The organism is Micromonospora sp. NPDC049101 (assembly GCF_040648675.1).
Taxonomy (GTDB): domain Bacteria; phylum Actinomycetota; class Actinomycetes; order Mycobacteriales; family Micromonosporaceae; genus Micromonospora.
Map to the genome: position 1 here is coordinate 33,696 of NZ_JBEZED010000022.1, position 25,412 is coordinate 59,107.

At 71.3% G+C, this 25,412-nt stretch carries 20 protein-coding genes; 13 read left to right on the forward strand and 7 right to left on the reverse strand.

Features of this window, described 5'->3' with window-relative positions; genetic code table 11:
* Positions 1-29: 29 nt before the first annotated feature.
* Positions 30-464: a VOC family protein gene (locus tag AB0B57_RS26170; protein WP_357075064.1), complete on the reverse strand. Its 435-nt coding sequence runs from the start codon at positions 462-464 to the stop codon at positions 30-32.
* Between the two features lie 73 nt (positions 465-537).
* Entirely contained in the window at positions 538-3,138 is a 2,601-nt protein-coding gene (gene rph, locus AB0B57_RS26175) for a rifamycin-inactivating phosphotransferase (protein WP_357075067.1), read from the reverse strand.
* 474 nt (positions 3,139-3,612) lie between these two features.
* Here rph and AB0B57_RS26180 point away from each other — a divergent pair, with 474 nt between their 5' ends.
* Positions 3,613-5,025 carry an acyl-CoA synthetase gene (locus tag AB0B57_RS26180; protein WP_357075244.1) on the forward strand — a complete coding sequence of 471 codons (1,413 nt, stop codon included), beginning with the start codon at positions 3,613-3,615 and terminating at the stop codon, positions 5,023-5,025.
* Positions 5,026-5,160: 135 nt separating this feature from the next.
* Positions 5,161-5,916 (forward strand): MBL fold metallo-hydrolase, encoded by a 756-nt coding sequence (locus AB0B57_RS26185; protein ID WP_357075070.1) that lies wholly within the window; start codon positions 5,161-5,163, stop codon positions 5,914-5,916.
* 62 nt (positions 5,917-5,978) lie between these two features.
* Here AB0B57_RS26185 and AB0B57_RS26190 read toward each other — a convergent pair whose 3' ends face one another.
* Both AB0B57_RS26190 and AB0B57_RS26195 read right to left on the reverse strand, forming a co-directional pair.
* Complete coding sequence (locus AB0B57_RS26190; protein WP_357075072.1) at positions 5,979-8,372, reverse strand: FtsX-like permease family protein; 2,394 nt, start codon at positions 8,370-8,372, stop codon at positions 5,979-5,981.
* Entirely contained in the window at positions 8,369-9,061 is a 693-nt protein-coding gene (locus AB0B57_RS26195) for an ABC transporter ATP-binding protein (protein WP_357075075.1), read from the reverse strand. The genes AB0B57_RS26190 and AB0B57_RS26195 overlap by 4 nt, the downstream gene beginning before the upstream one ends.
* A 205-nt stretch (positions 9,062-9,266) precedes the next feature.
* Between AB0B57_RS26195 and AB0B57_RS26200 the strand changes: the two genes are divergently transcribed.
* From AB0B57_RS26200 to AB0B57_RS26225, 6 genes are all read left to right on the forward strand, one after another.
* Positions 9,267-10,637 carry a histidine kinase gene (locus AB0B57_RS26200; protein ID WP_357075078.1) on the forward strand — a complete coding sequence of 457 codons (1,371 nt, stop codon included), beginning with the start codon at positions 9,267-9,269 and terminating at the stop codon, positions 10,635-10,637.
* Complete coding sequence (locus tag AB0B57_RS26205; RefSeq protein WP_357075081.1) at positions 10,634-11,293, forward strand: response regulator transcription factor; 660 nt, start codon at positions 10,634-10,636, stop codon at positions 11,291-11,293. The genes AB0B57_RS26200 and AB0B57_RS26205 overlap by 4 nt, the downstream gene beginning before the upstream one ends.
* A gap of 49 nt (positions 11,294-11,342) precedes the next feature.
* The gene (locus AB0B57_RS26210) at positions 11,343-12,089 is read left to right on the forward strand and encodes a phosphotransferase (RefSeq protein ID WP_357075247.1); all 747 of its coding nucleotides are present in this window, start codon (positions 11,343-11,345) and stop codon (positions 12,087-12,089) included.
* Between the two features lie 238 nt (positions 12,090-12,327).
* On the forward strand, positions 12,328-13,803 hold the full coding sequence (locus tag AB0B57_RS26215; protein ID WP_357075084.1) for a family 43 glycosylhydrolase: 1,476 nt from the start codon (positions 12,328-12,330) through the stop codon (positions 13,801-13,803).
* A 190-nt stretch (positions 13,804-13,993) separates the two neighbouring features.
* Complete coding sequence (locus AB0B57_RS26220; RefSeq protein ID WP_357075086.1) at positions 13,994-15,274, forward strand: transposase; 1,281 nt, start codon at positions 13,994-13,996, stop codon at positions 15,272-15,274.
* On the forward strand, positions 15,244-15,447 hold the full coding sequence (locus tag AB0B57_RS26225) for a hypothetical protein (protein ID WP_357075089.1): 204 nt from the start codon (positions 15,244-15,246) through the stop codon (positions 15,445-15,447). The genes AB0B57_RS26220 and AB0B57_RS26225 overlap by 31 nt, the downstream gene beginning before the upstream one ends.
* A 48-nt stretch (positions 15,448-15,495) precedes the next feature.
* Here AB0B57_RS26225 and AB0B57_RS26230 read toward each other — a convergent pair whose 3' ends face one another.
* Together AB0B57_RS26230 and AB0B57_RS26235 are read right to left on the reverse strand one after the other, a co-directional pair.
* Complete coding sequence (locus AB0B57_RS26230; RefSeq protein ID WP_357075092.1) at positions 15,496-16,761, reverse strand: PHB depolymerase family esterase; 1,266 nt, start codon at positions 16,759-16,761, stop codon at positions 15,496-15,498.
* 161 nt (positions 16,762-16,922) lie between these two features.
* Positions 16,923-17,522, reverse strand: coding sequence for a hypothetical protein (locus AB0B57_RS26235; RefSeq protein ID WP_357075095.1), 600 nt, complete (start codon positions 17,520-17,522; stop codon positions 16,923-16,925).
* Positions 17,523-17,640: 118 nt separating this feature from the next.
* On the opposite strand from AB0B57_RS26235, the gene AB0B57_RS26240 reads away from it, so the two are divergent.
* The 4 genes from AB0B57_RS26240 (at position 17,641) to AB0B57_RS26255 (ending at position 22,586) form a co-directional block, all read left to right on the forward strand.
* The gene (locus tag AB0B57_RS26240) at positions 17,641-19,956 is read left to right on the forward strand and encodes a tetratricopeptide repeat protein (protein ID WP_357075098.1); all 2,316 of its coding nucleotides are present in this window, start codon (positions 17,641-17,643) and stop codon (positions 19,954-19,956) included.
* 146 nt (positions 19,957-20,102) lie between these two features.
* Positions 20,103-21,341 carry an MFS transporter gene (locus tag AB0B57_RS26245; protein WP_357075100.1) on the forward strand — a complete coding sequence of 413 codons (1,239 nt, stop codon included), beginning with the start codon at positions 20,103-20,105 and terminating at the stop codon, positions 21,339-21,341.
* Between the two features lie 203 nt (positions 21,342-21,544).
* The gene (locus AB0B57_RS26250) at positions 21,545-22,294 is read left to right on the forward strand and encodes a hypothetical protein (RefSeq protein WP_357075103.1); all 750 of its coding nucleotides are present in this window, start codon (positions 21,545-21,547) and stop codon (positions 22,292-22,294) included.
* Positions 22,295-22,307: 13 nt separating this feature from the next.
* Entirely contained in the window at positions 22,308-22,586 is a 279-nt protein-coding gene (locus AB0B57_RS26255) for a hypothetical protein (RefSeq protein ID WP_357075106.1), read from the forward strand.
* A 96-nt stretch (positions 22,587-22,682) separates the two neighbouring features.
* Here the strand turns inward: AB0B57_RS26255 and murQ are convergent, their stop codons facing one another.
* The gene (gene murQ / locus AB0B57_RS26260) at positions 22,683-23,576 is read right to left on the reverse strand and encodes an N-acetylmuramic acid 6-phosphate etherase (protein WP_357075109.1); all 894 of its coding nucleotides are present in this window, start codon (positions 23,574-23,576) and stop codon (positions 22,683-22,685) included.
* A 263-nt stretch (positions 23,577-23,839) separates the two neighbouring features.
* On the opposite strand from murQ, the gene AB0B57_RS26265 reads away from it, so the two are divergent.
* Positions 23,840-25,402 (forward strand): sodium:solute symporter, encoded by a 1,563-nt coding sequence (locus tag AB0B57_RS26265; protein WP_357075111.1) that lies wholly within the window; start codon positions 23,840-23,842, stop codon positions 25,400-25,402.
* The last annotated feature ends 10 nt before the right edge of the window (positions 25,403-25,412 follow it).

Here is a 25,412-nt window from a genome sequence, read left to right on the forward strand (position 1 = left end):
CCCGCACCGGGTGCCGCGTTCTCGGCCGCTCAGTCGAGGCAGAACTCGTTGCCCTCGACGTCCTGCATCACGAGGCACGACTCGTTGTCCTCGTCGGCGGTGAGCAGCCGTACGCGCGTCGCGCCGAGCGCGACAAGCCGCGCGCATTCGGCCTCCAGTGCGGCCAGCCGCTCATCGCCGACGAGGCCGGTGCCGACCCGTACGTCAAGATGCAGCCGATTCTTGACGACCTTGCCTTCGGGAACGCGCTGGAAGTACAGGCGCGGACCCACCCCGGTGGGATCGGCGCAGGCGAATCCGGAACCCTGTTTCTCCGGTGGCCGCGCCCGATCAAAGTCGTCCCAGGTGGCGAACCCCTTCGGCGGCGGCGGTACGACGTAACCCAACACCGCGCACCAGAAGCGGGCGACGCGCTCCGGCTCCGCGCAGTCGAAGGTGATCTGGACCTGCCTGACCGACGCCATCCCGCCACCCTAGAGGGACGGCCTCGTCGTCCGCACCGACCCTGCCCGACGGCCGCCCCCGAGTTCTGGTCGGTCACGAGAGAATCTCGACGTACCCGTCGCTGCCGTGTACGCGGATCCGCTGCCCGTCGGCAATCAGCCGGGTGGCGTCCACCACGCTGACGACGGCCGGCAGACCGTACTCCCGGGCGATCACCGCGCCGTGCGTCATCAGGCCGCCGACCTCCGTCACCAGGCCCGCGACGGCGACGAAGAGAGGCGTCCAGCTCGGGTCCGTGTGGGCCGTGACGAGGATGTCGCCCGGTTCGAGATGAGCCTGGGCCAGGTCCAGGATGACGCGGGCACGCCCTTCGACCGTCCCGGCGGAGACCGGTAGCCCGATCAGCGCGCCGGCCGGCACGTCGTCACGCCGGTACGCCCCGGTGAGGGCCTCGCCGTCCGAGGTCAGCACCCGGGGCGGCGTGAGCGCGTGGTACGACCGGAACTCGTCCCTGCGGCGCTGGATCAGGGCGTCGTCCACCACCTGGTTCGCGCGCACGACGTCGTGCAACTCCTGGAACGTGAGGTAGAAGACGTCCTCCCGGTCGCGGAGCACGTCGGCCCGCACGAGGCGCTCGGCCTCTCGCATCAGGGCCTGCTTGTAGACGAAGTAGCGGCTGATGATGCCGTACTTCGGGTACTCCCGATAGCCGACGAAGGTCCGGACCCGGTCGATCATCCGCTTGGTCTCGTCGGCCTTCTGCTCCCCGTCCGGCAGTGCCCGCAGGCGCGTCAACACCTCGCGCTCCTTCTCCTGCGCCTCCTGCCGCCCCTGCTCGAAGCGCCGCTGGGCGGCACCCGGCGCGAAGTTCGCGACGTTGTCCAGGAGCACCGGCACGAGCGTGGCGGGGCGTTCGCGCCACCGCGGCCTGGTGATGTCGATCTCGCCGACGCAGCGCATGCCGTACCGGTCGAGGTAGGCCTCGATGGCGTCGCGCGCCTCCGGCCCGCCCGCGAGCTTCGGCAGCTCGTCCAGGAAGCCGTCATCCTGGACGCCCCGCAGGAACGCCACCACCTCCGGATGTGGACGGATCACGTCCGCGACGTCGAGCAGCGCGAGCCCCATCTCCGACGTGACGTTACCGGGGGCGGACAGCGTGAGGATGTCGGCGGCGTTCCGCTCACCCAACCACTCCCCCAGCCGGTCGTTGAGCCACCAGGTGGCCTCCATCCCCGCCATGATCGCCTGCATGCTCAGCGGATCGCCGAGGTCGCGCTTGTGCTCCGCGAAGGCCGTCAGCAGGAAGTCGAACAGCGCCGGGCCACTCAACGCCGCGATGTCGTGCCGCAGGGCGGCGACGGCCGCCTCGCTGCGCGCGATCAGTTGGGTCACAATGGCCGGATCCGTCTCGATCGGGGCGGACGCACCCCGAGCCGGCGGCCCGACGGGACCGCTGTCCGCGAGCGCCGGTACGAAGTCGGGGCGCTCCAGGACCGTCTCCAGCGCGTCCCTGGTCAGCGGGTCGGTCCGGTCTGCCATCTTCAGGAAGCCGGCCCGGCTCCCGGGCGAGGCCAGGATCCGGGTGGCGTCGACGAACAGTCTCCCGCCGGCCTCGAGCATCGGCGCCATGGCCGTCAGCTGCCACATGGAGAGTCCCAGCGGCCTCATCGGGTCGGTCATCATCTGCTGGTGACCGACGGAGAGGTAGACGTGGTTCTCCTGGTCGGCGACGGCGGGGATGGGGAAGAGCGTGGTGATCGGCCGGCTCTGCACGATCTGGAAGTCGTCGTCGACCAGACACCATTCGATGTCCTGTGGCCGACCGAAATGCGCCTCGATCCGTCGCCCGAGCTGCACGAGTCGTACGACCTGCGCATCCGTGAGCGCCGGCTGCTCCTGCCGCTGCGGGTCGATCGTCACCTCGCGCGTCCCACCGGCCGGCACGGCGTGCACGGCGACCCGCTTGGCGGCGACGGTCCGGGCGATGACCGCACCATCGCGCACCGTGAAGACGTCCGGGTTCACCCGGCCGGAGACCAGGGCCTCACCGAGGCCGAAGCTCGCGTCCACGGTGGCGACCTTCCGGTTGCCGGTGACGGGGTCCGCCGTGAACAGGACGCCGGCCGACTGGGGGAAGACCATCCGCTGCACGACCACGGCCATGCCGACCCTCCGGTGGTCGAAGCCGTTGCGCAGGCGGTAGGTCACGGCCCGCTCGGTGAACAGCGACGCCCAGCACCGGCTGAGGTGCTCGAGGATCGCCGCCGGGCCGATGACGTTCAGGTAGGTGTCCTGCTGACCAGCGAAGGAGGCGGTCGGCATGTCCTCTGCCGTCGCGCTGGAACGCACGGCGTAGGCGGATCTCTCGCCGAGGACGGCGAGCGGACGGGTGATCGCCGTGGCGAGATCGCCAGGGATGGGGATCCCCTCGATGCTCCGGCGGACCTGCGCGCTGAGCGCACCGATCGCCTCCCGGTCATCCGGGCTCAGGCGCGACAGCTGATCGAGCGCATCGTCGATCCCCGGTGAGTCCGCCAGGATCCGCCGGAAGGCGGCGGTCGTCACGCAGAAGCCAGCCGGCACCCGGATGCCGTCGATCCGGGACAGGCCGCCCAGGTTCGCGGCCTTTCCGCCGACGAGCGCGACGGACGTCTGGTCAACCTCTCGAAGATCCAACACATACTGCTCGATCACTGCCCCACCTCCCGGATAGCCGTGCTGCCTGGCACCGCGGCGGCCGCGGTCGCGGGCAACCGCACCGCCACTACCGTCCGCGGATCGCGGTGGCCGCGTCCCCCGTACAACGAACACACACCCACGTCGGGCCCCCGTTTTCCTTGTCGACGCCGCGTCCGGCCGCCGATTCTGCGGCACGACCCGGGCCTTGCCGCAAGCCCCCCGCTGCGGTATAAGTTAGAAGTGGCAGGGAGTCTGATCTCCCTGCCTTTGCTTTTGTCGGCCGTTGCGGGCCGAGATCCGTCGACCAACTCAGAGCCCGCCGGGCACCCGCGGCGGATGCCGGTTAGGGGTGGTCCGCTCCGGTGGGCCGGGCTAGGTTCACAACGTCCGGCAGTTGCCTGCCGGGGCACCGGCCACGCCCGGCGACCCGCACCGGGCCCGGCCGTCGTGCGCCGGTGACGCGCCGCGGGGTACGACGAGAAGGGGCACCTGCCTGTGCTGCTGAGTTCGCTGCTCGCGTCGACCGACGAGCACCCGGATGCGATCCGGATCGACGACCGGGCGACGTCGTGGGTGGAGTTACGGCGGCTCGCCGGTGCGGTGGCCGACGACCTGCGCGGTGTGGACCGTGTCGCCATCGACGCGACCGCCAGCCTGCACACCGTGGTCGGCGTCATCGGCGCGCTGCTGGCCGGGTCGGCGGTGATACCGGTGCCACCGGACGCCGGCCCGATGGAACGGGAGCACATCCTGCGCGACTCGGCGCCCGGAGCGTTGCTCGTGCCGGCCGACGCGGAGCGCCGCGAGGCACCCGACGGGCTGCCGACCATTCCGATCGACCTCGCGCGACGATCGGACACCAACCATCCGGAGCCGGATCCGGCCGGCATCGCGCTGATTCTCTACACCAGCGGCACCACCGGCGCGCCGAAGGGCGTGATGCTCTCCCGGCGCGCCATCGCGGCCTGCCTCGACGGGCTCGCCGCGGCCTGGCAGTGGACGCCGGACGACCTGCTCGTGCACGGCCTGCCGCTGTTCCACGTACACGGGCTGGTGCTCGGGGTGCTCGGCCCCCTGCGCGTGGGCAGCCGGCTGCACCACGTGGGCCAACCCCGCCCCCAGCGGTACGCGGCGGCGGCCGGCTCCCTCTATTTCGGCGTCCCCACCATCTGGTCCCGGATCGCCGCCGACGAGCCCTCGGCCCGGGCCCTGCGCGCCGCGCGACTGCTGGTGTCGGGCAGCGCGGCTCTGCCCGCGACGGTCTTCGCCGACCTGGCCCGGCTCACCGGCCACCAGATCGTCGAACGCTACGGGATGACCGAAACGTTGATCACGGTGAGCGCCACCGCCGACGGCCCCCGCCGCCCGGGCGCCGTCGGTCTGCCGTTGCCGGGGGTACGCACCCGGGTCGTCGACGAGCAGGGCCGCTCGATGCCCACCGACGGGGTGGCGATGGGCGAGCTCGAGGTGTGCGGCCCGACCCTCTTCGACGGGTACCTGAACCGGCCCGACGCGGACGCCGCCGCCCGCACCACGGACGGGTGGTTCCGCACCGGCGACGTGGCCACGATCGGTCCGGACGGTTGGCATCGCATCGTCGGCCGGGCAGCCACCGACCTGATCAAGAGCGGCGGTTACCGGATCGGCGCCGGCGAGGTGGAGGACGCGCTGCTGGCGCATCCCGGTGTCCGGGAGGCCGCGGTGGTGGGCACGCCGCACCCTGATCTCGGCCAACAGGTGACGGCGTACGTCGTGGGTGACGCGCTCGACGAGGCGGATCTGATCGAGTTCGTGGCCCGACAACTGTCGACGCACAAGCGTCCCCGGCAGGTGCGGCTGGTCGAGGCCCTGCCGCGCAACGCTCTGGGCAAGGTGCAGAAGGGCCGGCTCCGGGCGGACTGATCCCGCACCGGCCGCCGGCGCCCCTCCCTGACCGGCCGGCGCGAGATCGAGGCGTTCCCGGCCGAAAAGTGGGAACGCCGACTCGCGCACCTCGCGCGGACGACCGCGGGTGCCACCGGAGACCAGAGAGGCGCCATGAACGAGCTGACCGTACGCGCCATCGGCGGGCCGACGGCCGTCCTCGACTACGCGGGCTCGCGCGTCGTGTTGGATCCGACCTTCGACGATCCGCAGACGTACCACTACGGCAAGGTCACCGCGACCAAACTGGTCGGCCCGAGCGTCTCGCCCGAGGACCTCGGTCAGGTCGACCTGGTGCTCGTGTCGCACGAGCACCACCTCGACAATCTCGACATCTCCGGCCGGGAGTACGCGCGGCAGGCCCGGCGGGTGCTCACCACGGCGGCGGGGGCACCGAAGCTCGGCCCCGGTGCGGTCGGCCTTCTGCCGTTCGCGCACGCCGACGTCGGCGACCTGCGGGTCACGGCGGTTCCGGCGCTGCACGGTACGCCGGAGATCGGTGTGGTCAACGGCCCGGTGATCGGGTTCGTGCTGGAGGCGGGTGGCTGGCCGACGGTCTACGTCAGCGGTGACAACGCGTCGGTGGACGTCGTGGCGGTGATCGCGGAACGGTTCCCGGCGATCGAGATCGCGATCCTCAACCTGGGCGCGGCCTACATCGCGGCACGCGGCGAGGGGTTCCTCACCCTGACGGCGGAGCTGGCGGCACGCGCGGCGGCCCTGCTCGGCGTCCGGGCGGTGGTCCCGGTGCACCAGCACGGCTGGGCGCACTACACCCAGGACGCCGACGACGTCGAGCGCGCCTTCACGGCGGCGGGCCTGAGACACCTGCTCGTCGACCTGCGCCCCGGCGACTCGGCGACCATCTGAGCTCTGGTGCGGGCAGGTGACCGCCGCTCACGGGCAACCCCGTGAGCGGCGGTCACTTCTCGTCACTCGGTTCGCAGTGCCACCGCGACCCGGGTCTTCGCCGCCCAGCCGGCCGGCAGCAGGGCGCCGACCACGGCGATGACCAACCCGCCGAGACCGAAGAGCAACAGGTCGACCGAGCCGTACACGTCCAGGATCGCGTCCGGCAGGCGGAAGCCCACGCTGCTCGCCATCTCGGTGATGACCGTGCGTTGCAGCAGCACGCCGACCCCCGCACCGACCGCACCGCCGACCAGGCCGGTGACCACGACCGAGGCGATGACCATCACCGTGGTCTGCCGGGGCGTCATCCCGAGCGCCTTGTGCACGCCCAGGTCGTGGACGCGTTCCCGGGTTTCCAGGACCACCGTGTTCAGCACGCCGAGGCCGGCGACGATCATCAGCAGGAGGCTGAGCAGCCCGGTCAGCGCGTTGATGATGATGATCATCTCGTCGGGCTCGTGGCTGAGGCCGTCGGCCACCGCGCCGAGCGGGTCCAGGGCCGCCGTCAACGCCGTGGCGTACGCCCGGGCGTCGGTGCCGGGCTCCACCGTGACGTAGTACGTCGACGGTGCCAGCTCCGGCTCGGCCGCCCGCAGCGTGGCGATGTCGGTGACGACCTGCATGCCGTCGTCGTCGATGTTGAACGCCTCACCGACGATCGTGACGGGGATGTCGACGCCCTTGTCGGTCAGCACGATGCGGTCACCGACCCCTTTTCCGGCCGCCGTGAGGAACGGCGTCGAGACGACGATCTGCGCCGGGCCGGTCAGCCAGGTCCCCGACACCATCCGGTAGTAGCGCGCAGCGTCCGGCCCGGTGACCGCGACCGCGTCCAGCTCGCCGGTGATCCCCGCGGCGGTGATCTCGCTGCGGGCCATGCCCAGGTACCCGTCGGTGCCCGCCTGGTCGGCGATCACCCGCTCGATCGCTGCCGGGTCGCCGAACGGCTGCTCCTGCACCGGACCCGGTCGCTGCCCCGGGCCCGGCGGCTGCCCCGGCCCCGGCGGCGGCCCGCCCTGCGGCATCCGGTGCGGCTGCCCGACCTGGACGTCGGCGATGTCCTCGACCTCCTGGATCCGGTTCAGCGACGTACCGAGACCGACCGCGAAGGTGACCGCGGCCGCGCCGAACGCGATCGCGGCGACCACGCTCACCGCCCGTACCGGTCGGGCGAAGGGGTGGGCCAGGCCGAGCGTCACCGGCCGGGAGACCGGCAGCCGGCTGGTCAGGCGGGCCGCCCACCGACCGCGGCCGGGCCGGGGGGTACGCCCGACGGCGAGCGCGTCGACGCTGCGCAACCTGCCGGCCCGGGCCGCGGCGGCCAGGGCGGTCACCGCCACGAGGGTGAGCGCGCCGCCGGCCACCACCGCGTCGACCCAGAGCGCGACCCCGTTGTCGTCCGTACCGTAGATCCGGTCGGTCTGGGCGAGGATCGGCACGGTCAGGAGGTTGCCGGCGACCACACCGAGCGCCGCACCGACAGTGGCCGGGATGAGCGCCTGCCCCACGTACGCGCGGACCACCTGGGCCGGCGTGAAGCCGAGCGCCTTGAGGATGCCGATCCGGCGGGTGGCGGTGGAGACCGCGCCGGCGATGACGTTGCCGATGATCAGCACCGCCATGACCACACCCAGCATGCCGAAGGCGATCAGGAACGGCACCAGCAGGACTGTCTCGCCGGTGGCCTCCCGGCGGACGTCGAGCCACGACACGGCGCTGTCGAGCGCGGCAGCGGGGAGGGACGCCTGCACCGCGGTCCGACCGGCCTGGACCTGGGCGGCCGTGCCGGCCTCGGTGAAGCGGTAGAGCATCTGGTAGGCGCGCGGGCCGTCGGGGCCGGTCCAGGCCACGAGCTGCGCCGGGGTGGTCCAGGCGTCGGCGGTCTGACTGGCCGACCGGGCCAGCCCGACGACTGTCACCGACGGGCTGCCCGGTGCGTCGGACACCGTCCACCGCTGGCCGAGCACCTTCGGTGGCAACCGCAGATTCTCCCCCGTGGCCAGCACGATCTCCCCCGGTCCGGTCGCCCACCGGCCGTCGACGACGTCGACCCGGTCGACCGCGCCGCCCGGATCGGCACGCCCGACGACGGTCAGCGGCGGCATCGGGTTACCCATCGGGCTGGTCAGGTTCAGCTCCGCGTTCGGGAACGGTCCCGCCGACCCGGCGACCCCGGCGACGCTCGCGGAGGCGGCCAGCTGCGCCTCGGTGACCGCGTCCGCGTCGAACTGGGCGGCGAGGTGCGCGCCCTGCTGCTGGCTGAAGGCCCGGTCGAAGGGTCCCCGGGAGGCCACCATCAGCGAACCGCCGAGGACGGCCGAGGTCACCGCGATCATCACGACCAAACCGATCACGACAGTCTGTACGCGTCGCCGCCCGACCCCGGCACGGACAACCCGAGCCAGCGCGCTCATCGGATCCGCTCCAACGCGGAGTCGGCGGCGACCTGCCCGTCCAGGAGCTGGACGGTCCGGGTTGCGCACCGCTCGGCGAGGACCAGGTCGTGGGTGACCACGACGATGGTCTGGCCGTCGGCGTGCAACTCGGTCAGCAGGCGCATGACCTCCTCGCCGGAGGCGGTGTCCAACGCCCCGGTCGGCTCGTCGGCCAGCAGCAGCGGCGGCCGGTTCATCAGCGCGCGGGCGACGGCGACCCGCTGCCGTTCACCGCCGGAGAGCCTCCCGGGGTACGCGCCGGCGTGTCGGTCGACGCCGAGCCGGCCGAGCAGTTCGGTCGCCCGCCGCTGGGCGGTGCCGCGGCCCATCCCGGCCAGCTGTGCCGGCAGCATGACGTTGTCGGCGACGGTCAGGTCGTCGAGGAGGTTGAAGAACTGGAACACCAGGCCGATCCGGGCCCTGCGGTACCGGGCGGAGGCCGCCTCGCCGAGCTGGTCGACCCGCACCCCGTCGACGGTGACCGTGCCGGTGCTCGGCCGGTCCAGCCCGGCCACCAGGTTCAGCATCGTCGACTTGCCGCTGCCGGACGGGCCGAGGATCGCCACCGCCTCGCCGGGCGCGACACTCAACGACACCGCACGCAGCGCCGGTGGCCCTTCGTCGTACCGGCGTGTCACCTCGTGCAACTCGATAAGCGGTGTGGTCATGTCCCCGTCTCCTCAGGTGGTGGTGAGCTGGCGAGGCTGACGCTAGGGGCGGGGACGAGTCGGACACATCGGCAGCGGGAGGCATCTTCGGTACCGCGTCGGGATGAGCGGTGGCGGCGTCATCCCTGCGAGGTAGGCGTGTGATGTAGCGACACCGCTCGCCAGGCGGATGCCCACCGGCGCGGTCGGCACCGAGAATGAACCGATGACGGGACGTGCGGTGGTGATCCGGCTGTGGTCGCACATCCGGTCCCTGGCGCGTCCGGTCGGCCAGGTGCCGCAGTTGTCGCGCCGGGGGCAGCTGTTCGACGCGCTCCTGGCGCTGGGGCTCGGTCTCCTCGCGATCCAGGCGGGTACGGGTGACGCGGACGGGCCGAGGCCGTACCGGGTCGAGGTGGATCGGGGTGAGCTCTGGCGAGGGCCGCCGGTGCCACCCGACCCGGTGTGGCCGCCCTTCCTGCCAGTCGAGGACGACGGCACCGGCTGGACGGCGGCGCTGCTCCTGCTCGTCGTGCTTCCGTTGGTGTTCCGCCGCCGGTACCCGTTGGGGACGCTCTGGGTGGTGCTGGCGAGCGCCGGGCTGGTCGACCAAAATCCGGCCGCGCTGCGGCTGTCCTTCTTCGCCTGCGTGGTGGCCGGCTACAGCGCCGCTGTCTTCAGCCCGTACAAGATCCTGGCATTGGCCAGCCTGCCGGCGGCCGCGTTCCTGCACGCGGGGTTGCAGTCGGACGCCAGCTCGGTGTCCGACAGCGCCGTGCCGTTTTTGATCCTGCTGCCGATCGCGGTGGCGGCCGACGGGCTACGCCGGTGGAAGGAGCACGCCGACGAGGGCCGGGCGCGGATGGTGGCCATGGAGCACGAGCAGGTCGAGGCGCTGCGCCGGGCGACGGAGGTCGAACGGGCCCGGATCGCCCGGGAGTTGCACGACGTGGTGACCCACAACGTGAGCGTGATGGTGATCCAGGCCGGCGCGGCCCGCAAGGTGATGGAGTCCAGGCCCGCGGACGCCCGGGCGGCGCTGCTCGCGGTCGAGGCCGGTGGTCGGGCGGCGATGACCGAGCTGCGGCACGTGATGGGTCTGCTCACCATGGACGACGACGTTCTCGGGCAGGAGGGTGGGTCCGACCTGGTGCCGCAGCCCGGTCTCGACGGGCTGGACGCGCTGGTGCAGCGGGTCCGCGACTCGGGGGTCACGGTCGAGCTCGTCGTCCGCGGGCAGCGGGGGCCGCTGCCGTCGGGCATCGAGCTGACCGTCTACCGGCTGGTGCAGGAGGCGTTGACGAACGCGGTCAAACACGCTGCCAGCGCATCCGTCCGTGTGCTCGTCGAGTACGGCGGGGAGCACCTGCGCGTCGAGGTCACCGACACCGGCGGCCGAGCCGGCGTGACCACCGGCACCGGGCGAGGGCTGATCGGTCTGCGCGAACGGCTCGCGGTCTACGGTGGCACGCTCGCGGCGGGTCCACGACTCACCGGCGGGTTCCGTGTCCAGGCCCTGATCCCGATGGAGAATGTCGTGGTCGACGGCGTCGCGGGCGACGGTCGGACGGGCGCACCGTTGGGGGGCGAGGCATGACCACACCACTGCGGGTGGTGGTCGCTGACGACCAGGCGTTGGTCCGGGCCGGGTTCCGGATGATCCTGACCGCCGACGGAATCGACGTGGTCGCCGAGGCGACGACCGGGGTCGAGGCGGTCGACGCGGTCCACCGGCACCGGCCCGACGTGGTCCTGATGGACATCCGGATGCCTGACCTGGACGGTCTCGCGGCCGCCCGCCAGATCCTCGCCGGTGTTGGCGAGGCGCCGCGCATCATCATGCTCACGACCTTCGACCTGGACCAGTACGTGTACGCGGCACTCACCGCGGGCGCCAGCGGATTCCTCCTCAAGGACGTCACTCCGGAGCATCTGGTGGGTGCGGTCCGGCTGGTCCGATCCGGCGACGCGCTGCTGGCGCCGACGATCACCCGGCGGCTGGTGCAACGGTTCGCCCAACGCGACACCGACCCGCCGACCACCCACCGGGACCTGTCCGCCCTGACCCCGCGTGAGCTGGAGGTGCTGGGCCTGCTGGCCCACGGCCTGAGCAACGCCGAGCTCGCCGGTCGCCTGCACCTGTCGGAGGCGACAGTGAAGACGCACGTCGCCCGGATCCTGGCCAAGCTGGGCCTGCGCGACCGGGTCCAGGCCGTCGTCGTCGCGTACCGGACCGGCCTGGTCGCCCCCTGACCGTGGGCCGGCACAGAAGCCGGTGACGGCGGTGGCCGCCCCCGCGACAATGGTTCGCGTGGAGGAGGTCGAGGTCGTCGTTGCCCATCACGAGCGCGCCACCCTGCGCGTCGGTGCGGTGTTCCTGAAGATCGACGCCGATCAGAGGCGCACCGATGTCGAGGTCGCGGCGATGGCGATGGCACCGATCCCGACGCCGGAGGTGCTGTGGCGCAGGCCGCCCGTGCTCGCGCTCGCCGCCCTTCCCGGCACGGCGCTCGGCCGCCTCGGCGAACCGTCGACCGCGTCGGCGGGGGCGTGGGCGGCGGCGGGTGCCGCCGTACGGATGCTGCACGACGCGCCGTTGCCGCCATGGCCCGGTCGAAGCGTCGACGAGATCGCCGCGCACCTCGACGGCGAGTGCGAGTTGCTCGTCAGGAACGGTGTCCTTCCGGCCGATCTGGTCACCCGCAACCGCCGGGTCGCCGAAGCCGCGCTCCGACCGTGGGCACCGGTGTTCACGCACGGGGACCTGCAGATCACCCACGTCTTCGTCGACGGGGACGAGGTGACCGGCGTGGTCGACTGGTCCGAGGCGAGCCAGGGCGATGCCCTGTACGACCTCGCCAGTCTGACGCTCGGGCACGAGGAGCACCTGGACGACGTCGTCGCCGGCTACGGCACCGACGTCGACCTGGACGTGATCCGCGGGTGGTGGTCCCTGCGCAGCCTGCGGGCGGTGCGATGGCTCGTCGAACACGGCTTCGACCCCTCCGCGCCCGGCTGCGAGGTCGACGTGCTGAGAGCCCGGATGTGAGGCCGGCAGACCAGACGGTGCAGGTCACGGCCAGAATTCCTTGACACGCGTCGATGTTAACGCCAACACTATGACGCAACCTGGACGCAACGCCACCGTCATGTTTCCGGTCCGCTCGCTCTCCGTCCCCGGCGGGACGCCGCCCGGTTCGCGTCGCTGCTCGGGCGATTCGACCCCGACAGGTCGGCCGATACCGCCGTCCTGACCACCGGTCGCCCACGAACCTCACGGAGGACAGATGCCGCTGCCACTCCCCCACGCCGACCGCCACACCCCCCGACGCCTACGGTCGGTCGTGGCCGCGGTGTTGGTGGTGCTCGCCGTGACGGCCGGCCTGCCAGCGGCGGGGCCGGCGCAGGCCGCACCGGCCGTCAACTACACAAACCCGCTGGTGAACCAACGGGCCGACCCGCACATCTTCCGGCACACCGACGGCTACTACTACCTGACCGCCACCGTGCCGCAGTACGACCGGATCGTGCTGCGACGGGCGACCACCCTGCAGGGGCTGGCGACGGCGGCGGAGTCGACGATCTGGAGCCGGCACACCAGCGGAGAGATGGGCGCCCACATCTGGGCACCGGAGATCCACTTCATCAACAACAGGTGGTACATCTACTTCGCCGCCGGCCGGGCCGACGACGTGTGGCGGATCCGGATGTACGCGTTGGAGAACGCCAGCGCCAACCCGCTCACCGGTTCGTGGACCGAACGCGGACGGATCACGACACCCTGGGACACCTTCAGCCTGGACGCCTCGACCTTCGTCGCGAACGGGGTGCGCTATCTGACCTGGGCGCAGCAGGAGCCGGGCATCTCCAACAACTCGAACGTCTACCTCGCCCGGATGGGTGCCAACCCCTGGCAGATCACCGGCACCGTGACCCGGCTCGTCGTGCCGACGTACGACTGGGAGACCCGCGGCTTCCGGGTCGCCGAGGGGCCGGCGGTGATCCAACGCAACGGCCGCATCTTCCTGACCTACTCGGCCAGCGCCACCGACGCCAACTACTGCCTCGGGATGCTGAGCGCCTCCACCACCGCGAACCTGCTCGACGCCGGCTCCTGGAGCAAGAGCCCCAACCCGGTGTTCGTCAGTAACGCCGCCACCAGCCAGTACGGCCCCGGCCACAACTCGTTCACCGTCTCCGAGGATGGGCAGAGCGACATCCTGGTCTATCACGACCGCAACTACCGCGACATCAGCGGCGATCCGCTCAACGATCCGAACCGGCGGACCCGGCTGCAGAAGGTGTACTGGAACGCCGACGGCACCCCGAACTTCGGCATTCCGGTGCCCGACGGGGCCACCCCGGTCCGGCTGCGGTCGCACGACCTGGCCACCAGTTACATCCGGCACTGGGAGTACCGGGCCCGGATCGAGCCGAACGTGACGAATCTGGCGGACTCGCAGTTCCGGATCGTCAACGGGCTCGCCGGCGGTGGGTCGGTGTCGCTGGAGTCGACGAACTTCCCCGGGTACTACCTGCGCCACCGGGGCTACGCCCTGTACGTCGAGAAGAACGACGGCTCGGCGCTGTTCGGCGGTGACGCGAGCTTCCGTCGTCAAGCCGGCCTCGCCGACAGCGCCGGGATCTCCCTGGAGTCGCAGAACTTCCCGGGCCGACACGTGCGCCACCGCGGCGGCCTGCTCTACGTGGAGCCGGTGAGTTCGAGCGCCGAGCGTGCCTCGGCCACCTTCCACCTGGAATAGTCGCCCGCCGGTTGCGAGGCGCGCCGTCGCCGACACCCGTCCGGGCTCGTCCGGAGCCGATCCAGCCCAGGAGGAGCGATGCCCTTTCCCAGCAGGACAAGACCGTCCGGCGGCGGGTAGAACAAAACCATTTCTACGGTGCGGGGTGTCATCAATATTTGGCATAGGCCAACGTGCGAAACTCGGACTCATGCTGCTTCGTTACAACTTCCGGGTCTATCCGGATGCTGTACAGCGCAGCGCACTGGCGAGGGCGTTCGGGTGTGCCCGGGTGGTGTTCAATGACGGGTTGCGTCTGCGTCAGCAGGCACGTGAGGCCGGCGAGGGGTACGTCTCGGACGGAGAGTTGTCCAAGCGGGTCATCACGCAGGCCAAGGACATGCCGGATCGGGCGTGGTTGGGCGAGGTGTCCGCTGTGGTCTTGCAGCAGGCCCTCGCGGATCTGAACATGGCCTACCGCACCTTCTTCTCCTCGATCACCGGGAAGCGCAAGGGCCGCACGGTGGCACCGCCCCAATTCCGGTCCCGCAAGGACAACCGGCAAGCGATCCGGTTCACCAGGAACAGCCGGTTCAAGGTCCTCGACAACGGTCGACTTCGGCTGCCGAAGATCGGTGACATGTCGGTTCGGTGGTCGCGCAGCCTGCCGTCTGAGGCCAGCTCGGTCACGGTCATCCGGGACGCGGCCGGGCGGTACTTCGCCTCGTTCGTGGTCCACACCACCGACGCGCCGCTGGCGGAGACGGACTACGAGATCGGTGTCGACCTGGGCCTGACCCACTTCGCGGTCATGTCCGATGGCACGAAGGTGACCGCACCGAAGTTCCTGCGCCGTGCGGCCCGCAAGCTCAAGCGGTTGCAGCAGGACCTGTCCCGCAAGACCAGGGGCAGCAACCGCCGCAAGAAGGCCGTCGTGAAGGTCGCCCGCGCTCATTCGCGGGTGGCCGACTCCCGACGGGACTGGCAGCACAAGCTCTCGACATCGATCATCCGCGACAACCAAGCGGTGTACGTCGAGGACCTGTGCGTGGTCGGTCTCGGCAGGACTCGGCTCGCGAAGTCCGTGCACGACGCTGGATGGTCGTCGTTCACGGACATGCTGGAGTACAAGGCCGCCCGGTACGGGCGCACATTCGCCCGGGTGGACAGGTTCTTCCCGTCGACCCGGAAGTGCTCCGACTGCGGCCGGGTCAACGACAAGATAGCGCTGAACGTCCGAGCGTGGGACTGTCCGTGCGGCGCAGCACACGACCGGGACGTCAACGCTGCGAAGAACATCAAGGCCGCCGGACAGGCGGACTTCAACGACCGTGGAGCGCAGATAAGACCAGCATCCGTGCTGGCACCGCGCGGCGAAGCGGTAACCCACCCGGACGCCGTGTGTCCCACTCGCAGCGTGGAGGGAATCTCCGTCTTTCAGGACGGCGAGGATGTCAAAACGTGGTCATCGCCGGGGTGTCCGGGACGGTGACCGGCGGCGGTGAGGTGCGGATCGCGGCGCGCAGCGAGTTTCCGATCTCCTCCGGCATCCGGTTGCAGAACCTGACCGTCAGCGGCACCAACATCACCCAGAGCCCCTGCGGTGGGGCGAACAACACGATCAGCAACGTCACGCGGGTCAACTCGACGCTGACGTGGTGTTGAGTCGAGGGAGTGCGGCCGACCGGGTTCGGGCGGCCGCACTCCCTGCGCTCACCGACGGCGGCGGGCCATCCACTGCCAGATGTGGGCGCCGTTGAGGCTCGGGTCGTTGCGGGCCACGTAGATCCAGGACCAGTGGCCGGGGAACTGGTAGCCGTTCCAGACGACGTGGTCGTACAGGCTGACAAGCGATCCCGGGATGAGGTCGTGGGCGTGGATCGTGTTGGTCTCCGGTGGCACGGTGTCGTCGTCGAGCGAGGTGACCAGCCAGGTAGGGGTCCGAATCCCCGCCAGCTCCGCGTCGGTGATCAGCGGCGGGCCCTCCCCGCCGAGCGGCTCGACGACGCCGCAGATCGGCACCGACGCGGCGAACAGGTCGGGATATGCCACAGTCATCTCCAGCGACATGTAGCCGCCATTGCTGCAACCGACCACGTAGATCCGGTCGGGGTCGACGCGCTTGCGGCGGACCAGGTCCTGGATGATCTCGCGGATCAGCGGGGCGAACCGGGGGCCGTCCTCCATCCAGTAGGAGGTGCTCTGCGGAGCCACGACGTACGCGCCGGAGAAGATCCGCTGCGCCTGCGCAGTGGCGAAGCCGAGCGCCCCCCGGTTGGCGCGCAGGGTGGTCTCGTTGTCGTAGTAGTCGTCGGGCAACGAGGCACCCTCGCCGGCGCCGTGCAGCCAGACGATCAGCGGCCGTCGACCGTGCCGGGGCGAGTGGTCGGGGGAGTACAGCCGGTACTTCATACCCGAGCCCGAGACGTGGTGGGTGAAGGCGTCCACCTCGGGGTTCGACAGCCGTCCCTGCAGGAAGCGCGTGATGGTGACCGGCGAGCCGTGGCGCCGGGCGATCGGGGCGTTCTGCGTGATGGTGTAGACGAGGTCCAGCCGGACGTTGCGGCCCTTGCTCAGGATGTAGCCGAGGGTGCCGCCGCCGGGTTGACCTTCGGCGTGGCTCAGCTCCAGCACGATGTTGCCGTGCCGGTCGAGGCGGGCCGCGGTCACCGTGCGGTCCAGGTCGTACTCGCTGAAGATCTGGTCGCCGGGAGCGATCGGGAGCGGGCTGGTGGCCTTGGCGTGCACGCTGAACGTGGCGGGGGTCAGCCCGGCCGGGTCGATCGGCCCGAGCCGGCGGGTGTCGAGGGTGACCGAGGTGATCTGTTCGCCGCCGTCGAGCGTTGTCGCGTCGAGGGTGAAGCTCACGGTGGTGGGATGGCGGCCACCGGCGTGGGCGGCGAGGCCGGGCAGGGCCAGGCCGATGGCGGCACCGGCCCCACCGGCCAGGACGGTGCGACGAGTGACAGGCGTGGACATACGGCCCCCGTACGTTGCGACGTAGACATCCGTCGATGAGATCCCAACGTAACGCCGCCGAGATCCGCTGGCAACCGGCGCCGTCACGAGTGATCAGGGCGCTCCACGTCGTGGGAGCTGAAGACGCCCTGATCAGTCACGGAAGGAAGGTCGTCGCCCGGTCAGCCCAGGCGCTGGAACACGGAGAACGGGTAGACCCAGGCGGGGTTGAAGATGAGGCCCAGCCGGTGCAGGTAGCGCTGGCAGGTGCTCGGCTGCGCCGGGTCGGGGCAGAAGGTCACCCACAGCTCGGAGTAACCGTCCTTTTCGGTCGGGCTGTAGGTGACGACCTGGTCCCGCACGACGAACCGCATCGAGGTCAGTCGGGGGTCCTGCACGTCGTTGGGAAAGGAGAGGGAGGTGTCCAGGCCGTACAGCACGATCTCGTTGGCGAACAGGCAGACACTCGCCTGGAAGTACAACGTGTAGATGGTGGTGTAGGTGGCTGTCTCGTAGACCTGCTCGGAGACCTCCTCGCGGTAGCAGGGGGTGCCCGGCGGGAACGCGGGCGGCGTCGGCACCGGGATCGCGTTCGTCGTGATGTCACCTGTGGTGCGAGTCTTGCCGCCCGACGACGTCGCGCGCAGGCCGCCGTCGGCGCACGCCGCCTTCGTCGTGCAGACGGACGCGTCGGGCGCCGCCGAGGCGGCCGCCGCCGGGACGGCGAGGGTTGCCGCGAGCACGGTCAGGGCCGTGACCAGAGACTTGAGCTGTACGGGCACGTTACCTCCACTGGGTGCGGTCGGTGCGCTCTGCACGCGAGCAGGATCGCCGATCGGACCGAGCCTCTGGCCGGAATCCCGTACACCGCCGTACATTGACGTACGTCAGCAGTCGAGTGTGGGGGGCCGGGCGCTGGATGCCACCGGGGCGCAAACGCTCGACGACCTGGCCGGGCTGTTGCGGGCGTTGCGGCGCAGGCACGCTCGCCAACTGGGCGGCGGTGAGCTGACCTACCGGGAGTTGGCCGCGCGCACCGGCTGGTCGCACACGGCGATCGCGGAATACCTCACCGGAAAGACGCTGCCGCCCACCGACCGGCTCGACGATCTGGCGCGACTGCTCGGCGCCACGCCAGCCGAGCAGGGCGCGCTGGCCACCGCCCGGGACCGGATCGACGAGAGCCGCCGCCGCGCGCCGCGCGCACCGGACCGGCTGGTGCCCCGGCAGTTACCCGCAGACGTGGCCAGGCTCGCCGGCCGCGACGACGAACTGGCCAGGCTCGACAAGCTCGCCACCGCGCCCACCGCCGTTGTGGTAGCGGCGATCTCGGGCACCGCCGGGGTGGGCAAGACCGCCCTGGCCGTGCGCTGGGCCCACCGCGTCGCCGAACGGTTCGACGATGGTCAGCTCTACGTCAACCTGCGCGGCTTCGACCCGGGCGGGCAGGCTCTGAGCGCGGCGACGGCGCTGCGCGGCTTCCTGGACGCGCTCGCCGTACCGGCCGCGCGGGTGCCCGCCGAACTCGACGCCCAGGCCGCCCTGTACCGCAGTGTGCTGGCGGGCAGGCGGATCCTCATCGTGCTGGACAACGCCCGGGACGCCGAACAGGTCCGTCCGCTGCTGCCCGGCGCACCCGGCACGCTGGTACTGGTGACGAGCCGCAACCAGCTCACCTCTCTGGTCAGCCTCGACGGCGCGCACCCGCTCCCGCTCGGCCTGCTCACCCGGGAAGCGGCCAACGACCTGCTCACCAACCGGCTCGGTGCGCAGCGGGTGGTCGCCGAGCCGGAGGCCGCCGAGGCGATCATCACCGCCTGTGCCCGCCTGCCGTTGGCGTTGAGCATCGCCGCCGCCAGGGCCCAGCAGTCCGGCTTCCCGCTGGCCACCCTCGCGGGCGAGTTGGGCACCGCCGGTCAGCGCTTCGGCGTACTGGACGCGGGTGACGCCGTCGGCGAGATGCGGGCGGTGTTCTCCTGGTCGTACACCTCGCTCACCGCACCAGCGGCCGGGCTGTTCCGGCTGCTGGGTCTGCACCCCGGCCCGGACATCACGGTGCCCGCAGCGGCCAGCCTGGCCGGTCTCACCGCGGCTGCGGCCCGCCGGTTGCTCACCGAACTGACCCGCGCCAACCTGCTCACCGAGTACCGGCCCGGGCGGTTCACCGCGCACGACCTGCTGCGGGCGTACGCCACCGAACTCGCCGACGACACCGATCCCGAGTCGGACCGCAGGGCCGCCACGACCCGGCTGCTCGACCACTACACCCACACCGCCCACGCCGCCGACGAACTGCTGCGCCCCAACGCCGACCCGGTGGACCACCTCAGGGCCGCGCCCGTGGCCGGCGTGCTCTCCGAACGGCCCACCACCCACGCCGAGGCGATGGCCTGGCTGACGGCCGAACACCCGGTCCTGCTCGCCGCGCTGCGGCAGGCCGCCGGCGCCGGCTTCGACGTGCACGTGTGGCGGCTGGGGCGGGCTCTCGACACCTTCCTGGACCGGCAGGGGCACTGGCACGACCGCGTCGAGACCTGCCGGGCGGCCCTGCTCGCCGCCGAACGTCTCGGCGACGGAGTCGCGCAGGCTGTCGCGCACCGATTCCTCGCCGGCGCCCACACCGTGGTCGGTCACTATGCCGACGCGCACGACCACCTCGAACGCGCTCTGGCGCTGTACGTCCTCGGCGGGGACACCGAGGGCGAGGCGCGTACGCACCAGAATCTTGCCGCGCTGTGGGACCGGCAGGGCGAGCCGCGGAAGGCCCTGGAGCACTCGATGCGGACTCTCACCCTGGCCCGGGCCGCGGGCCACGACAGGGCCCAGGCCGACGCGCTCAACGCGGTCGGGTGGTGCCACGCCCAGCTCGGCGAGCACAGCTCGGCCCTGGCGTACTGCGAGCAGGCGCTCCAACTCCTCCAGCAGCTCGGCGACCACGCGGGCGAGGCGGCCACCTGGGACAGCCTCGGCTTCGCCCACCACCACCTCGGCCAGTACGACCAGGCCGTGCACTGTTACGAGCGCACGCTCGAGCTGACTCGGGACCTCGGCGACCGCTGGGGCGAGGCGGACACCCTCAGCCGACTGGGCGACACCCGCGCCGCCCTCGGCGACCCCGCCTCCGCGCGGGCCGACTGGCAACTGGCGCTGGACATCCTCACCGCCCTGAACCACCCGGACGCCGCCGCCGTCCGCGCGAAACTCGTGCTCCCGTAAGCAGAGCCCACCCCCACAGGGGAGGGACGGGGGAGCGTCGAGTCGGGCTCGGCTGCCCCGGCGCACGGCCCGGCCGTACGGCCGGCGCCACGGCCCGGGTTGCCGGGTCGACCGCCCGTGCCCGCACGGCTATATTGAGTTCCATTATGGAACTTACTGCGTTCTGGCGTTGGTGGGTGGCCAGCACGACCAGCCACCTCGGCTCGGCGGTCGGCGGGGTGGCCCTGCCGCTGACCGCGCTTGTCGTGCTGGACGCGTCGGCGTTCGACATGGGACTGATCACGGCGGCCGGCTATCTCGCGTACCTCCTGATCAGTCTGCCGGCGGGGGTGATCGTGCAGCGCGTGCCGCTGCGCGGCATGCAGGTCGCCCTGGACCTGGTCCGGGCCCTCGCCATCGCGTCCGTCCCCCTGGCCTGGTGGTACGACGCCCTGACGGTGGCCCACCTGGTCGTGGTCGCCCTGGTCGTGAGCTTCGCCAACGTGCTGTTCGACGTGGCGAACCAGACGTTCCTGCCGGAGATCGTGCCGGCCGCCCAGCTGCAGGCACGCAACAGTCTCAACTCGGGCACCCATGCCGCCACCCAGTTGGGCGGGCCGTCCCTGGGCGGGCTCGCGGTGCAACTGGTGGGAGCGGTGCCCACGCTGCTCGTGGACGCCGTCAGCTATGTGGTCTCCGCGGTGCTGCTGCGCACCCTGCCGGCCCGGCAGGTGCGGCAACCGGACCAGCGGCCACCGATGGTCACGATGATCCGCGAGGGTTGGCACTACGTGCTGCGACACCCGATCATCGGGCCGGCGATGTGGGACGCCACCGCGACGAACTTCGTCAACGGCGCCATGCTGGCTCTCGTCCCGTTCTACCTGGTCCGCGAGCTGCACGCGTCGCCGCTCCTGGTCGGGCTGTTACTCGCCGCCGACGGGCTCGGCACGCTCATCGGTGCCGCGCTGACCACGCGCTTCACCGACCGGTTCGGCACCGCACGTGGTCTGATCATCGCGGCCTTCGTCGGCGTGGTCGGCGCGCTCATGATCCCGCTGGGCACCGGCACCGCCGCCTACGTCGCCTTCGCCGTCGGGAATCTCGTCTTCGCCGGCTCCACGGTGGTGCTCAGCGTGACCACTCGCACGTACCGGATGCTCGCCAGTCCGCCGGAGCTTCTCTCGCGGGTGATCGCCACTGTCAAGTTCGTCTCCTGGGGCGCCATTCCGCTCGGCGGTCTGCTCGCCGGCGTCCTGGCCGGGCCGCTCGGCGCGCGCACGACCCTGCTGATCTTCGGCGCGCTCACCGTGCTCTCCCCGATCATCTATCTGTCGACCCCGATCCGCCGGATGCGCGACCTGCCGCTCGAACCCGCCCCGGCGCCCGCCGAAGCCCGGGTGTGATCCGTCGGCGCCCGCGTCCAGGTCGGACGCGCAAGCCAGCCACCCAGACATCGACAGAAGGTGTAGGCCGGGGATTCCCGGGGCAAGAACTCGCGTATGGAGGGAACGGCAGAACGCGACGGGCAACCGCTCGGCCGGCGGCACCGTACCGGTGAATCGGGCCGGGCCGGGCTCGCGGCGCAACTGTCGGTGGCCTCCGTCTGATGCGGCTGCGGCACAGCCTTCCGGCGGCGGCGTTCGGGGCCGCAGCGCTCGGCGCGGCCCTGGGCACCAACCCCGCCCACGCCGACACGCCGCTACCGTTGCCGACGAGTCTCCAGCTGGTGGAGGTCGGCACCTCGCCGAGCACCATCACCGTGCGGGTGCCCGACCTCGTCGAGGTGCGGCTGTCCGCCCCCCTGCCGTTGCCGACCGCACTCCCCCTGCCGTCCGCCGCTCCCCTGCCGTCGGCCGTCCCGCTGCCGACGCTGCCGGTCGATCCCTCCACCGTCGTACCGACGCGGCCGGCCCGCCCGTCGCCGTCGCCGCCGCGGGCCACGCCCACACCGTCGAACCCGGCCTCCACGGCGGCACGCGCCGCCTCGCGGTCGGCACCGGCGATGCCCGTGCCGGCGACGGTGTCCCCGGTCGTGCACGGCACCTCCGACGGCCGGACACCGGGTCGGGCGCGGGTGGCGACGGCCGCGGTCACCGACGAGCCGCCCCGGTCACCCGCCCGTCCCGCGTCGGGGCCACCGGCGCTCGTGCTGGCCCTCGCGTCGGCGCCCACCGGTGCCAGCACCGGCGGCACCGATGCACCCACGTCGCCAGCCGAGGCTGCCCCGCCCAGCGCGTCGCTGGGCCCAGGGCGCACCGTCACCGCCGTCGACAGGCGCGCTGCCAGCCGACCGGTGGAGCGGGGTCCCCCACCGCCACGACAACTCCTGATCACCCACTCGCGTCCACGACGTTGATCAGGAGAGGACCATGGAGATAGCCGTTATCTGGATTCCCGCCGACATCGAACCGGCGGAGCCCGCCGTCGCGACGTGTCTTGCGCACCTTCGCCGACACTCGTACCGATTCGCGGGAATACTGCGGGCATCGTGGGAGACCGTCGAGCAGGCCATGATCGACGGGGAGGTGGACGTCGTCGTCATCGCCGACCATGCCCACCTCCCGCCGGACCGGTCCCCCCGGATCGAGTTGGCCACCGCGACCGCCGCCGACGGGGACCGAACGGTTTCCTACCCGAAGCTCGGCTGACACGACGAAGCGCCCCGTCCGACCCGGACGGGGCGCTTCGTCGACTCTGGATCGAGGCGAGGGCGAGCAGGCGGCCGTCGGCGCGGCCGCCGCGTCTCAGGCCGCGACCGCCGCCCGGACGTCGTCGTCGGCGTCGCGCAGCCGGGCTGCGGCCTCCTCGGCGGTGCAGTTCGCGAGCAGCAGCACGATGGCCGTCTTGGCGTGCCCGTTCGCCGCCGCGAGCGCCCGCGCGGCGCTGTCGAGATCGGTGTCGGCGGCCTCGGCGACGATCCGACGTGCCCGGTCGACGAGCTTCTCGTTCGTGGCGTTCATGTCCACCATCAGGTTGCCGTAGACCTTGCCGAGCCGGGCCATCGTGGCGGTCGAGAGCATGTTGCAGACGAGCTTCTCGGCGGTGCCGGCCTTGAGCCGGGTGGAGCCGGTGAGCACCTCGGGGCCGGTGGGCACCTCGATGGCGACGTCGGCGTACCGGCTGATCACCGCATCGGAGTTGCAGGCCACCGAGACGGTCGACGCGCCGAGCGCGCGGGCGTGCTCCAGCCCGCCCACCACATAGGGCGTACGGCCGCTGGCGGCGAGCCCGACCACCGTGTCGCGGGCGGTCAGGCCGACCGCGTCGAGGTCGGCGACGGCACGGTTCGGGTCGTCCTCCGCGCCCTCGACGGCGACGCCGAAGGCGCGCGCTCCCCCGGCGAGCAGGCCGAGAACCCGGTCGGGCGACGTACCGAAGGTGGGTGGGATCTCGACGGCGTCGAGCATGCCGATCCGACCGCTGGTGCCGGCACCGACATAGATCAACCGCCCGCCCTGGCGCAACGATGCCACGACGACGTCGACGGCGGCCGCGATGTCCGGCACGGCCCGGCGGACCGCCTGGGCCACCGTCTGGTCCTCGTCGTTCATCGCGAGGAGCAGCTCGGTGGGGGACATCAGGTCGAGGTCGCTGGTCTTGTCGTTGCGGGTCTCGGTGCCGAGGGTGCTGAGGTCCACGGGGTTACTCGTTCCTCTCGCTGGTGTTCAGTCGCCGGTCGGACGACGGGCAGCGGCTCGTCGGGCGCCGGGTCCGCAACGCGCCGTTCCGACCGTGCCAGCCTGGACGGCACGGTGGATGTGGGCCGTTGCGCCGGGCCCCGCATCCCCCGTATCCGCAGGCCGGGACCACAGCGTAGCCAGCCCGGGCGGGGACTGGCAAAAAGTTTCGCGATACGCTAGACATGCGTCACTTATTGACAACTCCTGGTTGGGAGCGAGCCGTGCGTCAACTCGACCTTGTCGTGATCGTGCTGTACCTCGTGGTGATCGCCTATGTCGGACTACGCCTGTCCGGCAAACAGAAGTCCGCGAAGGACTACTTCGTGGGCGAGGGTCGACTGCCGTGGTGGACCGTCTCGTTCTCCGTGGTCGCCACCGAGACCAGCGTCCTGACCGTGATCAGCGTCCCCGGTGGCGCCTACAGCGGGCAGGGGTTCGGCAACGTCGAGCTGGCCCTGGGTTACGTGATCGGTCGAGTGGTCGTGGCCGCGGTGCTCATCCCGCTCTACAAGCGGGGTGGCTTCGTGAGCGCCTACCAGTACCTCGGTGAGCGGTTCGGCCTGAAACTCCAGGGTCTGGCGTCTGTCACGTTCGTCTTCACCCGCCTGCTCGCCGAGGGTGTACGGCTGTTCGCCTCGGCCATCCCCATCAAGCTGCTCCTCGACGAGTTTGGGCTGAATGTCGGCTATCAGGCGATCATCATCGTCCTGACCCTGATCACGGTGATCTACACCTACCTCGGCGGCATCAAGGCGGTCATCTGGACCGACGCCATCCAGATGGGGCTCTACCTGGGTGGGGCGATCCTGGCCATCGCGGTGCTCAGCCACGCCGTCGGCTTCGACGGCTACTCGCAGGCGCTGGACGCCGGCAAGTTCCAGCTCTTCGACACCAACCTCGACCTCGCGCACGTGCTCACCAGCCCGTTCGCCCTGCCGACCGCGATCATCGGTGGTGCGATCTTCGCGATGGCCAGCCACGGCTCGGACCAGCTGATCGTCCAGCGCATCCTGTCCACCCGCACGCTGCGCGAGGGACAGCAGGCGATGATCTCCTCGGGCATCTTCGTGGTCATCCAGTTCGCGGCGTTCTCCCTGGTCGGCGCGCTGCTGTGGTCGTACAACAAGGGTCAGACCTTCAAGGAACTCGGCCTGAACAGCAGCGACAACCTCTACCCGAGCTTCATCCTGCACGCCCTGCCGGTGGGCATCTCGGGTCTGCTGGTCGCCGGCATCCTCGGCGCCGCGATGGGGTCGCTGTCGTCGGCGCTGAACTCGATGTCGAACTCCACGGTCGCCGACTTCATCCACAGCTTCTTCCGCAAGGTGCCCTCCGACGACGCGATGCTGCGGCTCGCCCGGGTGATGACCCTGGTCTGGGCGGTGCTGATGGCGGCCTTCGCCTGCGCGTTCAGCTCCAGCACCGGCAACGTCTACCTGACCGGTCTGACCATCGCCGGCTACACCTACGGGGCGCTGCTCGGGGCGTTCCTGCTCGGCCGCCTGGTCAGCCGGGCCAACCAGGTCGACGCCTTCGTCGCCTTCCTGGTCACCGTGGCGGTGATGACCTACATCGTCCGCTACGTCAAGATCGACGTCACGACGGCCGGGCACACCGTCCCCACCGCCATCGCCGCGCAGTGGCTGGTGCCGATCGGAGTCCTGATCACCCTGCTGGTCGGCGCGGTGTCGAGCCGGTTCCACGCGGCCCCGGCAGCGCCCTACGACCACCGGCGCGGCGACGACGCCGACGACCCGGCGGCAGAGCCCGCCGGCCGGGCGTGAAGGAGACCGT

What these genes read in the sequence shown, in the direction of transcription:
- AB0B57_RS26230 (WP_357075092.1), bottom strand. Translation starts at nt 16,761, where the DNA reads ATGTCCACGCCTGTCACTCGTCGCACCGTCCTGGCCGGTGGGGCCGGT.
- AB0B57_RS26255 (WP_357075106.1), top strand. Translation starts at nt 22,308, where the DNA reads ATGGAGATAGCCGTTATCTGGATTCCCGCCGACATCGAACCGGCGGAG.
- AB0B57_RS26210 (WP_357075247.1), top strand. Translation starts at nt 11,343, where the DNA reads ATGGTTCGCGTGGAGGAGGTCGAGGTCGTCGTTGCCCATCACGAGCGC.
- AB0B57_RS26195 (WP_357075075.1), bottom strand. Translation starts at nt 9,061, where the DNA reads ATGACCACACCGCTTATCGAGTTGCACGAGGTGACACGCCGGTACGAC.
- AB0B57_RS26250 (WP_357075103.1), top strand. Translation starts at nt 21,545, where the DNA reads ATGCGGCTGCGGCACAGCCTTCCGGCGGCGGCGTTCGGGGCCGCAGCG.
- AB0B57_RS26170 (WP_357075064.1), bottom strand. Translation starts at nt 464, where the DNA reads ATGGCGTCGGTCAGGCAGGTCCAGATCACCTTCGACTGCGCGGAGCCG.
- AB0B57_RS26205 (WP_357075081.1), top strand. Translation starts at nt 10,634, where the DNA reads ATGACCACACCACTGCGGGTGGTGGTCGCTGACGACCAGGCGTTGGTC.
- AB0B57_RS26190 (WP_357075072.1), bottom strand. Translation starts at nt 8,372, where the DNA reads ATGAGCGCGCTGGCTCGGGTTGTCCGTGCCGGGGTCGGGCGGCGACGC.
- AB0B57_RS26200 (WP_357075078.1), top strand. Translation starts at nt 9,267, where the DNA reads ATGACGGGACGTGCGGTGGTGATCCGGCTGTGGTCGCACATCCGGTCC.
- AB0B57_RS26220 (WP_357075086.1), top strand. Translation starts at nt 13,994, where the DNA reads ATGCTGCTTCGTTACAACTTCCGGGTCTATCCGGATGCTGTACAGCGC.
- AB0B57_RS26185 (WP_357075070.1), top strand. Translation starts at nt 5,161, where the DNA reads ATGAACGAGCTGACCGTACGCGCCATCGGCGGGCCGACGGCCGTCCTC.
- AB0B57_RS26215 (WP_357075084.1), top strand. Translation starts at nt 12,328, where the DNA reads ATGCCGCTGCCACTCCCCCACGCCGACCGCCACACCCCCCGACGCCTA.
- AB0B57_RS26245 (WP_357075100.1), top strand. Translation starts at nt 20,103, where the DNA reads ATGGAACTTACTGCGTTCTGGCGTTGGTGGGTGGCCAGCACGACCAGC.